This window comes from Mesobacillus sp. ABV4_180 (genome assembly GCF_056158485.1).
In genome coordinates this window covers 2,499,133-2,510,746 of sequence record NZ_JBSWTJ010000001.1, presented here as the reverse complement: position 1 = coordinate 2,510,746, position 11,614 = coordinate 2,499,133, and the positions used below count along the sequence as shown (strand labels likewise).

The 11,614-nt window shown below is 40.9% G+C and carries 11 protein-coding genes; 10 read left to right on the top strand and 1 reads right to left on the bottom strand.

Going from position 1 to position 11,614, the window contains the following annotated elements; translation table 11 throughout:
• Window positions 1–69 precede the first annotated feature (69 nt).
• From ACXAEA_RS12795 to ACXAEA_RS12765, 7 genes are all read left to right on the top strand, one after another.
• Window positions 70–1,713 (top strand): amidohydrolase, encoded by a 1,644-nt coding sequence (locus tag ACXAEA_RS12795; protein WP_475096270.1) that lies wholly within the window; start codon window positions 70–72, stop codon window positions 1,711–1,713.
• A gap of 184 nt (window positions 1,714–1,897) precedes the next feature.
• Complete coding sequence (locus tag ACXAEA_RS12790) at window positions 1,898–2,044, top strand: hypothetical protein (RefSeq protein ID WP_475096269.1); 147 nt, start codon at window positions 1,898–1,900, stop codon at window positions 2,042–2,044.
• Window positions 2,045–2,530: 486 nt separating this feature from the next.
• On the top strand, window positions 2,531–3,355 hold the full coding sequence (locus tag ACXAEA_RS12785; protein ID WP_475096268.1) for an SAM-dependent methyltransferase: 825 nt from the start codon (window positions 2,531–2,533) through the stop codon (window positions 3,353–3,355).
• Between the two features lie 147 nt (window positions 3,356–3,502).
• Entirely contained in the window at window positions 3,503–3,700 is a 198-nt protein-coding gene (locus ACXAEA_RS12780) for a hypothetical protein (RefSeq protein ID WP_475096267.1), read from the top strand.
• A 112-nt stretch (window positions 3,701–3,812) separates the two neighbouring features.
• A complete protein-coding gene (locus ACXAEA_RS12775) occupies window positions 3,813–4,727 on the top strand; it encodes a hypothetical protein (RefSeq protein WP_475096266.1) in 915 nt (304 codons plus the stop codon).
• A gap of 117 nt (window positions 4,728–4,844) precedes the next feature.
• Window positions 4,845–6,647: a S9 family peptidase gene (locus ACXAEA_RS12770; protein WP_475096265.1), complete on the top strand. Its 1,803-nt coding sequence runs from the start codon at window positions 4,845–4,847 to the stop codon at window positions 6,645–6,647.
• Window positions 6,648–6,830: 183 nt separating this feature from the next.
• A complete protein-coding gene (locus tag ACXAEA_RS12765) occupies window positions 6,831–7,991 on the top strand; it encodes an acyltransferase family protein (protein WP_475096264.1) in 1,161 nt (386 codons plus the stop codon).
• Window positions 7,992–8,363: 372 nt separating this feature from the next.
• Here ACXAEA_RS12765 and ACXAEA_RS12760 read toward each other — a convergent pair whose 3' ends face one another.
• A complete protein-coding gene (locus ACXAEA_RS12760) occupies window positions 8,364–9,086 on the bottom strand; it encodes a hypothetical protein (protein ID WP_475096263.1) in 723 nt (240 codons plus the stop codon).
• Window positions 9,087–9,302: 216 nt separating this feature from the next.
• On the opposite strand from ACXAEA_RS12760, the gene ACXAEA_RS12755 reads away from it, so the two are divergent.
• From ACXAEA_RS12755 to ACXAEA_RS12745, 3 genes are all read left to right on the top strand, one after another.
• Window positions 9,303–9,743, top strand: a complete 441-nt coding sequence (locus tag ACXAEA_RS12755) for a DUF4362 domain-containing protein (protein ID WP_475096262.1) — start codon at window positions 9,303–9,305, stop codon at window positions 9,741–9,743.
• A 103-nt stretch (window positions 9,744–9,846) separates the two neighbouring features.
• The gene (locus tag ACXAEA_RS12750) at window positions 9,847–10,548 is read left to right on the top strand and encodes a response regulator transcription factor (RefSeq protein ID WP_475096261.1); all 702 of its coding nucleotides are present in this window, start codon (window positions 9,847–9,849) and stop codon (window positions 10,546–10,548) included.
• Window positions 10,542–11,561: a sensor histidine kinase gene (locus ACXAEA_RS12745; protein WP_475096260.1), complete on the top strand. Its 1,020-nt coding sequence runs from the start codon at window positions 10,542–10,544 to the stop codon at window positions 11,559–11,561. Before ACXAEA_RS12750 ends, ACXAEA_RS12745 begins: the two co-directional genes overlap by 7 nt.
• Window positions 11,562–11,614: the final 53 nt, after the last annotated feature.

Below are 11,614 nucleotides of genomic sequence, written 5' to 3'. Positions count from 1 at the left end.
TAAAATCGCCAGGATGCTCGTTTACTAGATACGAGTCTGGCGATTTTTTTGCAATAGAAAGGAGAAGCGATGAAAGCAGATATTATTTTTATTAATGGAGAAGTCATTACGGTCGATGGAGAGAACTCTCTTGCAGAAGCTGTTGCGGTGAGGGATAACCGGATTATAGCAGTGGGGACAACGAATGAGATAAAGGAATTCGCGTCAGAGCACACAAGAGTCATTGACCTGGACGGCAAAACGCTGATGCCTGGGATTATTGATGCTCATATCCATTTGACGATCTATGGAACGAATCTCTTGGGTGTAAGCTGCATTGAGCCGCATATTCAATCTTTGGACGACCTGTTTTATGAACTTAAGAAAAAGGCGGAAGAAACTCCAATTGGGCAATGGGTCAGAGCCTGGGGATTTAAAGAGACAAATCTAACAGAGAACCGTTATCCAACAAAAGATGATTTGGATGCTATTTCAACAGACCATCCGATCGTCATCATTCGAACGTGTAACCATACTTGCGTTGTCAACAGCAAGGCATTGGAGATTGCGGGCATCACGGAGGCCACTCCGGATCCTGAAGGGGGAATCATTGAGCGTAATCCAGATGGGACCCTGACAGGACGGATGATCGAAAACGCCCATATGCAGGTCTTTCAATATGCAAGCTATAGTAATGAAGAACTAAGGATGGGAATGAAGCTCGCTTCTGAGGAGTTTATCAAAGCGGGAATCACCAGTATCCATGATGCAGGGGGTTATGGTGAAGGTGCTGAGACCATCAGAATCATGCAGCAGGCAATCAAAGCAGAAGAGGTAAAACTTCGTGTGTATGCGATGATCGGCTCCCTGACCAATTCCCATGAATTTGTGAAAAAAATGGTGGATGCAGGTCCGATTTCTGGTTTAGGAAATGATTATTTTAAAATCGGCCCAGCGAAGCTATTTACCGATGGAAGCAGTGTTGGACCGACAATCGCCACTCGAGAAGGGTATTCACACGCTCCTCAAGACAAGGGCATCATTTATTACAGCCAGGAAGAATTGAATCGGATATTGGGTGAGGCGCATGAAAAAGGTTTTCAGTTGACCGCGCATGCACAAGGCGACCGGGCAATTGAAATGCTGCTGGATTGTTATGAAGAAGCATTGTCCAAGCATCCTCGTGATAACCACCGGCATCGGATGGAGCACGCTGGAATTGCCTCACCAGATCTGCAGGAAAGGATGAAAAAGCTTGGCGTGGTTGTAACGCCTAATCCGGTTTTTATGTATGTGAATGGTGACAAATACCTTGAATATTATGGAGAGCGTGTTAATGTGATGTATCCTGCGCGCGATTATTTCGACAAAGGCATCATTGCAGCATTCGGTTCCGATGCACCCGTGACATTCCTTGATCCAATACTCGGGATCCATGCCGCGGTGAATCGGCAATCCATCGAGGGAAGACCCGTTGGAGAGAACCAGCAGGTCAGTGTAATGGAGGCTATCAGGGCATACACATGGAACGGGGCATATGCAAGTTTTGAAGAGGAGATTAAAGGCAGCATCGAAGTTGGCAAATTGGCGGATTTAGTGGTTTTAGATAAAAGTATATTGGATGAGGCTATTACGAGGATTAAAGATTTAAAGGTTGAAATGACGATGATTGATGGGAAGGTTGTTTATGATTCTCATCGACTTAGTTCGAGTAATATCTATCATATGCAATAAGTATATAAGTAGGAGTAACCAGGCAGGAATCTCGTTTCCCCGTCTGGTTTCTTTATGTGAAAATGTCAAATTTTTCAATATAATTTTGCTATTCCGGATTCATTGAAAGCGCTTGCTATGTGAAACTATTCACAAGTATAATGAGAGTGTAAATAAACATTATTCATTTCCGGGAGGAATTACAATGTTAACTGACCTGATCTACGAATTCAAAAGCTGGTGGCTAGGAGATCTGCCAAAGGTCGGAAACGAAGAATTCGAAAGAATCGAATCAAAGCATACAAGAGTACACCATGATGAAGATATATATGAAATCATACGAGTTCATTGAAACATGGGGACGGTTCTCGTGTTTTAAAAAAGGGATAATAATGATGAAGATGCAGTGTTTAATAGACATTTTGGATGCTTGCTGGAATGAAAATGTCTAAAAAACAGGGTTTAATGGACATTTTGGATGCTGGTTGGGATGGAAATGTCTAAGAAACAAGTTTTAATAGACATTTTGGATGCATGTCGAGATTGAAATGTCTAAGAAATAGTCGGACTCTAACTGTGATTACAAGTTCCAAATCAAAAACTGAAGAACCGGCACATCAATTTAGGCATGATGCAAAAATCTCTCGAGATGTCGGGGGATTTTTTTGTGGTATTGGAAATTTTCATATGAGAGATGGCCAATTTGCTATAAAAATTTCTTTTTTGATATTAAAATGAAAAAAACGCTATTTGTATCTATCGCTATAAGGTTAAAAAAACAAGTAAAGTGTAGTTTCTAAAACCCTGTTTTACATATTTAATGAAAGGGGGGACTCCATTGTCCACATTTGAGCTTAGCAGAGAAACAGAAAGATTTTTAACTACATATAAGCTATTTGAAACGGATGAAATACAACAAGTTCAGTTGCAGCATCGATTGAATCTGGTAAAGGCTTTTGAGATTAAAGAAGGGATGACTGTATTAGAAATCGGCTGTGGCCAGGGTGACACAACTGCAGCATTAGCAGACGCGGTAGGGGAGGATGGCAAAGTAATAGGCATTGATATAGCCAGCCGAGATTACGGATCGCCGTTATCTTTGGGTAAGGCAACAGACCGTATCAAGAAGTCGGCATTAGGTGATCGCATTACCTTTCATTTTGAAACGGATTTTGCCTCATTTGAGTCCAAAGAGGTCTTCGATGTCGCAGTGTTGTCTCACAGTTCCTGGTATTTTAAGAATCCTGATGATCTTTTCTCTTATTTTATGAAATTGCGAAAAATGACGAACTCCATTTGCCTGGCAGAATGGGATCTAGACTTTACTCATAGATCACAGCGTGTGCATTTTTTTGCGGCATCCATTCATGCCCTGTATTCAAGCTTTGTAAAAAATGATGGGAACATCCAGAACCTTTTTTACAAATCACAAATTAAGGAGTTACTTGAAAATGCTGGTTTTCAAATCGTAAAACAAGGTACCGTCGATGCTACCTATTTACAGGACGCACAATGGGAAAAGAGTTATATCCATTCCATTCGCAAAGATTTCGATGGCGTTCCTGAAAAGGTGCAAACATTGGTGAAGAGCTATTATGAACTGATGAATTTGTCAGGAGAAGAGGAGCAGTCAATGAATAGCTTCTTTCTTTGTGCAAAGTAAGAGTTTAATAAGTGACTTTGGGACTGGGTATGGACCATAGAAATAAAACTAATGTGTAGAAGCCTTCCTTTAGGGGAGGCCCTTTTTTTCTGAAACCAATTTCTGGGTGGTTCGTATATGTAATAACAAATTTTCAGGAGGTACGTCATGGCTGAAAAGAATTTCGTTTGTAAAGAATGCGGGCATACAGAGAGCAAGGTAGGGAAGATTGGGAACTCAGGCTACGATAAGGTGAAGCCGCCTGGCTTCAATGCGTTTAAAATGGGGACGTCATTGTTGATCACCTGCTGTGCGAAATGCGGAGAAGTATCTTCCATGAGAGTAGAAAATCCTAATGCTTTATAGCGGAAATATTTCTCGGGAAAGCGCAAGATTTGACTTTATTTTTGCTCTTTGTCAAAAGTTGCAGCTTTATAGCGAATCGTAGAATTGCATTTTAAGAGAGGAGGAAATTGGCTTGCCAATTTTGTTGAAGTTAAAAAATATAACTGGCTATATTATTTGTATATTTTTTATCATAGTAGGCTTCATGGGAACACTTGAAATCATTAAAAATCCAACTGTGGGTGGAGTCATTGCTTTTGTGATAGCCGGATTAGTACCATTTTGGCTGGGATTAATTTTGATTAATGGTAAAGAAATGTTAAAGCTCAATAAGGACAACTTGTTCGGTCTAAGGTTGTATCTAACTCTGACCGTGCTCATTCCAATCATACTTCAGCTGATATATAAATTTGCGCTTGATCATGAAGGCAGAGTTGGGAATTCAAAAGATGTCTATATGACGCCGGTTTCTCAGGAATGGATGGGCTACACAATGGTTTTTGCCGGATTGCTGGCCGCTTTCCCGGGCTTAAGGATGCTCTTAGTCGGATGGAAAAAAACAGAAAATCATTTAAGATGGATGTTTGTGATCGGATCTCTTGTCGCGGTTATTTTTGGTTTTATTACCCGAAATGATTATATGTCTGTCAGGACGGATGGGATTGCTGTTTCAAAGCTTGGGGAAAAAGAAGAGATTTCATGGTCAGAGGTTGATTATGTTGAAATTGATGGACATGTGGGAAGCGATGGCTTTAGCCGAACTTCAGGCTCTAGTTTTAAATGGTCGTTCTTTTTCCGGCATAAGGATGGCCGAGTGATCGAAATCGGGGATTTCAGTTATAACAAGTTTAATTTGACAGATTCGCTGGCAATTAAGGATGTTTTAAAAGAGAATAAAATTCCTTGGAAGGTGCATGGTCTAACAGAGAAAGAATGGGAGTTTGTTGAAGTTGATATGGATTATGAAGAAGGAAATCCAAAAGACTTTTATAGGATATTCCAATATGACCCGAATACTAAGGAACCGTATGATATCCCATTTGAATAAGAACTGCATATAATGTCGAGTGAAAAATCCCATTACTTCCTGGACAATTTGGAAGATATTTGTTTATGATTTTAAGATAGACAGAAATTTCTAAAAGATTGGGAGAGGGGTAAACTGATGAAATTTAAGAAACCAGATGTTGAGAATTTTTATCGTACCTTTAATATTCAAGCGTTCACGGTCAGTCCTGATGAAAAGCAGTTGGTTTTCAGCACGAATTTGACTGGGAAATACAATCTGTGGGCAATGGATTTGCCGAATCAGTATCCATATCCACTCACCTTTGTTGATCAGAGCTGCCAGGCTTTGAGTTATTCTCATAATGGGAAATTTATGGTGGTTGGCTTTGATCATGATGGAGATGAAAATGGCCAATTATATGCGCTTCCTCCAGCTGGCGGAGATTTGTTGCCGCTTCGGACTGCTGAAGGCCACCGGCATATGCTCCCATTTTTGTCTGAGGATGATCAACGACTCTATTATACTTCCACCAAAGGCAATGAGACCTTTCTGAATATTTACCGGTATGACATCCAAACTGGTGAGGAGAGTATTGTTCTCGAAGGGGATGGTGCAGCCTGCTTTTTGGTCGCTGTCGATGAAGCGGAATCCAACTTTGTATATGTTAAACACTTTGCGAATACATACGCTCCAGGTTTTATTTTTCAAAATGGACATTCCTATTCACTGACACCGGAAACTGAGGAGCAATTCACGGTTGATGCAGGCGTGTTCGTTGGGGACGACTATTACTTTGCTACAACCTTTGGCGAAGACTTTGCCTATCTTGCGAAATTCAACCTGAAATCTCATGAGTTTTCGAAGGTCCTCTCGGTTGAAAAAGAAGAGTTTGGCGCGGTTCGACACGATAAGAGTACGAACAGCCTTTACTTGATGACATCAAAAGGCGTGAATGACTTTTTGTATCAGTATGATTTAAAGACGGGTACTTACCAAAAGCTGGACCTCCCTGCTTCGATCATCCAGGGTGGTGCGGTAGCAGAAAGCGGGAATGTTTACATTTTAGCTGGAACAGCGACAAAGCCGTACAACATTTTTATGAAGGAAGCCGGTTGCGATAATTGGAAGCAGCTCACAAACCTTGCAGTACCAGGTGTAAAAGAAGATGAGCTTGTAAAACCAGAAGTCCTGACTTATTCGTCCTATGACGGATTGATGATGGAAGCCTTGTTATATAAAGCGAATGAAGAAGTGAATAATGGCCATGTCATCCTTTGGCCACATGGTGGGCCACAGGCTGCAGAGCGGAACAATTTCCGGGCGATGTTCCAGTTCCTTGTTAACCGCGGCTACAGCATTTTTGCTCCGAATTTCCGTGGTTCGACAGGGTATGGACTTGCGTTCGCCAAGATGGTGGAAGGGAACTGGGGTGAGGGTCCTCGTTTGGATAATATTGCTGGTCTTGAATACCTGTATGATAAAGGGTTGGCAGATCGCGATAAAACACTCTTGATGGGGGGCAGTTTCGGAGGGTATATGGCATTGTTGCTGCATGGCCGCCATCCGGAATACTTCAAGGCTGTTGTTGATATTTTCGGGCCGTCTAACCTCTTCTCCTTTGTTGAATCTGTGCCAGACCATTGGAAGCCGGTCATGAATCAATGGGTCGGCGATCCTGTAAAAGATTTCGATAAGCTGACCGAGTACTCACCAATTACTTATCTTGATAATATGACGAAACCAATGCTGGTCATCCAGGGAGCGAAAGACCCACGCGTCGTGAAGCAGGAATCGGATCAAATCGTAAAAGCACTGCAGGAAAAAGGGCGAGATGTGAAATACCTAGTACTCGAAGACGAGGGCCATGGATTCTCGAAGAAATCAAACGAAATGCTCGTTAACCGTACGATTCTTGAGTTCTTTGACCAATTCGTAGAAGCCAAGGTTTTGGCGAAATAATGTCGCCAGCGAAATGAATATTTAAGTAGGTCCATAATGTTGAGAACATAAGATTAGCACTTCTAATAACATCTTGAAAATTTATGTTTTCAAGGTGTGTATTAGGGTGCTAATTTATTTTTATGTAAATGGTAGGTTTTATTGGTAAAATAAAGAAATAGATAGCTTCAAAGGAGAGAATCTATGAAAAATGAAAATCAGTTAACCAGACAGTATGATCTAGACTGGGTAAAGGTTCTGCTTATGTTTATTGTGTTCCTTTATCATTGTTCCATGTTCTTTAATTCATTTGATTGGCACGTTAAAAACAACATCGTTAATCATACTTATATTGAATTTTTTTCGCTTTTAGTCGGGAATTGGATCATGCCGATTTTTTTTGTGATCTCGGGAATGTCTACATATTACGCTCTTAAAAGAAGAAATTCTGCTAGTTTTATCAATGAAAGACTGATACGGCTTGGAATCCCCTTACTTTTGGGAATCTTCCTATTGTCACCTCCTCAAGTGTATATTGAAAGAATAACGAACAATCAATTTAAAGGCTCATTTCTGCAGTTCTTTCCTCATTATTTTGACGGCCTCTATCTGGAAATCGGCGGAACAGGGAACTTCGCATTTTTTGGGCATCACCTTTGGTATCTTTTAATGTTGTTGATTTTTTCGGTCATTACGTTGCCTGTTTTTCAAAAAATAAGGAGGAATGTGGTTGGTAAAGAATTTACCCTTCAACATTACTTATTCCTTCCTATTCCACTATCCATCGCAGCTCTGACTGTCAACAGCATGGTGAATTTGGCAAGCTGGGGAATAATCTTTTATTTGCTATTATTTATTATTGGCTTTTATTTTTTTGCTAGAGAGTCGTTGAGGGAGTTTGTGCGGAAAATAGGTTACTTAGCTGGTGCTATAAGTATACTTACTACAGCTTCCTATATATTCTGGGTAAGTTCTTATGGGTTCCCTATGAATGTTTCAATCGAATGGTCAATATTCATGGTCATTCGAGTCCTATTAGTATGGAACATGATCTTTTTTATCCTGTACTTAGGTGATAAGTATTTGAACTTTTCAAATAAAACCTTGAAATACACGAGTGAAGCGTCCATGCCGTTTTATGTGCTGCATCAGCCAATCATTATTCTATTAGGATTCTTCCTCTATAACTTAGAATGGCCTGTACCTGTAAAATTGATCGTTTTAGTATCTGTAGCATTTGCTTCCATTATGTTCTTATATCACTATATCATTCGAGGAGTTAATCTTCTCCGTGTATTGCTCGGGTTAAAAGGAATGAAGAAAAAAAACGTGAACAGAGGCACAGCGGAAATTAGTAATCTGTAAAAACATAGAGGGTTCTACGCCGGAAAGAGTGGGCGAGCGAGAGATTCGGTCGCAACAAAAGAGAACCAGCGCCCGAAAGAGTGGCCGAGCTTGAAATTCGGTCGCAACAAAAGAGAAGCAGCGCCCGAAAGAGTGGCCGAGCTTGAAATTCGATCGCAACAAAGGGGAAGCTTCGCCCGAAAGAATGGCCGAGCTTGAAATTCGGTCGCAACAAAGGGCAAGTAGCGCCCGAAAAAACGCCCCAAAGAAAAATTCGGTCGCAACAAAAGAGAAGCTGCGGCCGAAAAAACGGCCGAGCCAGCTATTCGGTAACAACATTGTATTTATAGGGCTAATTTGCCCATGTCTATATCTCCTCTCAGAGCGTTTGTTTCAGATTCCTTCCTCCTTAAAAAGCGCTGGATTCGCCGAGGTATTCAAACTCTGAGTAGAGGCCCACAGATTGCCGAGGAATCTGGGCATCATTTGCTGGGATGGCAGGATGCCGTACCTGGAAAAATAGATGAACAGTTTCAGATAGGTTCTCGCGTTTCCTGGCAGATGAATATGTTTTGCGTAGTAATCGTTTTCCGTTACTGTCGCGAAGGAGCGTGTTTCAAAACCGGAGACGAAGCGGGTTTTAGCGCCTTTGTAGTCATTTTCGATGAACTGGATTTTTTTAATAATGGTAGGATCATCGGTTCCATCATAATTGGCCAGCCGTGCTTGCTGGAAGGCGGAAACTGTGTCCAATTCGGGTACAAGGGAAAGAACATGTCCGTAAGCTTTATCATGCCCCTCATATAATGGAGTAAGCTCCAAATCTTCAAGTAATTCCACCAGTTCGAGCTTCTCGTCCTTTAAATATGGCGGCCTGAAAATCTGCCTCGAAAGCTTTAACTCATCGAGCGTATCACATTCAAAAGATGTGAAAAAGTACCATTCACCTCTGTCATCCAGACTGAGGTCATAGGATTGGCCGCTCTTTTCTAAAAGGTAATCCTTAAAGCGGTTTTCTTTATCAAATGTGAAATCCCGCTCTGCCTTTTTGCCTGGGAAAAATCCATAAGGGGCTTCAACTGGAACGGCGATTTCTGAGTAATATTTATTCTTCATAGCTTTACACAACCTTTATCATGTTTGAATCATACAATCAGATTACCCATTTCCGAGCCATTGAACACTCAGCAATATTTTATGAAATTGTATTTCCGCCGAGGGAAAATATGGTAATATTTTACTGGGTAAGACAAGGGTGGTTGTTGTATTGGAGATTAGCACACAGAAACAGTGGCATCGCTTTTGGTTTTTATAAAATATAGGAGCTGAAACATGAAGAAACTTGTAATCTGTACACTTCTACTTTTTTCCGTCACTGCCTGCCAGGAAAAAGAAATTCCTGCACCTATTAAGACCGAAGGACCAGATGATTATATTCAACAGTCCAGCGACATCGTCGATATGCATGGGGATCTTTCGAATCTGGAGACTTTTTACGAATTTGTGGACCATATAGAGCAAGGTGAAAAAGATAAAATTAGGGTTGTCACCTATACTACAGAAGGAGCCCCGCTTCTGCATGACCTGGTATTCGACGGAGAAACCATTCAGTCTACCTATGATTCGACAAGGGATGGTTTTGGTTCGGGCAGCATCAATAAAGCAAGCTGTACATCGATTGCATCTCGGAATACGGACACAGGGAAAGAATATTTTTTAAATGGCTGTGCCATGGAGGATTCGGAGTTGACGTTGCTTACCATTGAAGAATGATCGGGAAGTGTTCGCAGCGCTTCTCTTTTTTATGCCTTTCTGGCTGATTTAATCCGCTGTAAAATTTATACTAGTATAAGAGAGTTTTAAGGGAGTTTTGTCAATGTATAAAATCATGCTGATCGAAGATGATCCGCAATTAGGTGAACTGATAAAAGAAAACTTGGAGCGTTATGGCTATCTTGTGGTCCAGACGGAACAATTTTCAAATATTGAAGAAGAGTTTGCACAGAAGAACCCTGATCTTGTTTTGCTTGATATTAATCTACCATATTATGATGGCTATTATTTGTGCAGGAGTTTTCGCCAAAAATCCAATGTTCCGATCTTGATGATTTCTGCCCGCAGCCTGGAAATGGACCAGATTATGGCGATTGAACTTGGCGCGGATGATTTTATCACCAAGCCGTTCACATTCCAAATGCTCCATTCGAAAATTAAGGCAACAATCCGAAGAGTTTACGGGGAATATGCCTTAAAAGAGGAGAAGGTGATTTGTGCAGGGGCGCTTTGTCTGGATGAAAATACGTTGTCCTTGCTGTATAAGAGTAAGAAAGTCGAACTATCAAAAAATGAGTACAAGCTGATAAGGAAATTGATGGAGCATCATGGTTCATTCGTTTCGAGAGAAGAGTTGATTGAAGAAGTATGGGATTCAATTACCTTCGTTGATGACAATACACTAACCGTAAACATGACCAGAATCAGGCACACACTATCGAACCTCGGTCTGAAGGATCTGCTCAAAAGTAAAAGAGGGATAGGCTATATGCTCCAGGATCCAGCCGGAGAGAGAACATGTTAAAAGAATTACTCCTGATTTTTTTAAAAGATCGGATTATCCTTATCCTCTTTTTCATAATTAACATGGTTTGCATGCTGTTGTTCTTCCATCTTAGTGAGCCGGCGAATAACGAGTTTGCCTACCCGTTTTTAATTGGTATGTTTCTTCTCGCCGTTTTTTTAATGATCGATTGGATTCGGTTTTATCCTGCGAATCGGGCGATTGCTCACCTTCTGCGTAACCAGGGTGGAGATTTGCAGCCTCATACTTATGAACAAAAGCTTATTCAAGAACTATTACATAAAATTAACCTAGAGCACTCCCATCAATTCAATATGCTGAAAGAACAAAATAAAGAGAGATTTTATTTTTTTTCTCACTGGATGCATCACCTAAAAACGCCTGTGTCAGTGGTTGAGCTAATCCTTCAAAATGAAGAAAAAACAGAAATTATGAGAAAAATCCAGCAGGAGAATGAACGTCTGAACACCTCCATAGAACAGGGACTGACGATGATCAGAATGGATCGATTTGAAAATGACATGGAGGTGCAGTCAATCGACCTGGTTTCTTCGTTAAGAAAATTGATCAATCGAAGGAAAAAGGAATGGATTTATCACTCGATTTTTCCTTCAATTGAATATGAAGAAAATGAGGCAATGATTATTACCGATCTAAAGTGGAATGAGATTCTGATCGACCAAATCATATCCAACGCCATTAAGTATTCCACCCTGAAAGATGGAAGCAAAAGGCTTGTTTTTCAGATTAAGAGAAAAGATGAACGCGTTTATCTATCGATTATTGATGAAGGGGTTGGCATCCCAGATTATGATCTTGAGCGGGTGTTTGATGCATTTTTTACGGGCGAAAATGGGCGGAAGGTCCGAAACGCTACTGGAATAGGGCTGTATTTGAGCAAAAAAATCGCTGACAGACTTGAAGCGAGGATCAGCATTCAGTCCAAATCCGGGGAAGGTACAATTGTCACCATTGGATGGCTAACGGGTAAGAAATACCTTACGAAAATGTAAGGTATTTTTTAGCGTCTTCGATGGTTCCAGCTCCTTGACAGTATTAATATAGG

Coding starts and splice junctions, on each gene's coding strand:
- ACXAEA_RS12795 (WP_475096270.1), top strand. CDS start 70: ATGAAAGCAGATATTATTTTTATTAATGGAGAAGTCATTACGGTCGAT.
- ACXAEA_RS12790 (WP_475096269.1), top strand. CDS start 1,898: ATGTTAACTGACCTGATCTACGAATTCAAAAGCTGGTGGCTAGGAGAT.
- ACXAEA_RS12780 (WP_475096267.1), top strand. CDS start 3,503: ATGGCTGAAAAGAATTTCGTTTGTAAAGAATGCGGGCATACAGAGAGC.
- ACXAEA_RS12770 (WP_475096265.1), top strand. CDS start 4,845: ATGAAATTTAAGAAACCAGATGTTGAGAATTTTTATCGTACCTTTAAT.
- ACXAEA_RS12765 (WP_475096264.1), top strand. CDS start 6,831: ATGAAAAATGAAAATCAGTTAACCAGACAGTATGATCTAGACTGGGTA.
- ACXAEA_RS12760 (WP_475096263.1), bottom strand. CDS start 9,086: ATGAAGAATAAATATTACTCAGAAATCGCCGTTCCAGTTGAAGCCCCT.
- ACXAEA_RS12755 (WP_475096262.1), top strand. CDS start 9,303: ATGAAGAAACTTGTAATCTGTACACTTCTACTTTTTTCCGTCACTGCC.
- ACXAEA_RS12750 (WP_475096261.1), top strand. CDS start 9,847: ATGTATAAAATCATGCTGATCGAAGATGATCCGCAATTAGGTGAACTG.
- ACXAEA_RS12745 (WP_475096260.1), top strand. CDS start 10,542: ATGTTAAAAGAATTACTCCTGATTTTTTTAAAAGATCGGATTATCCTT.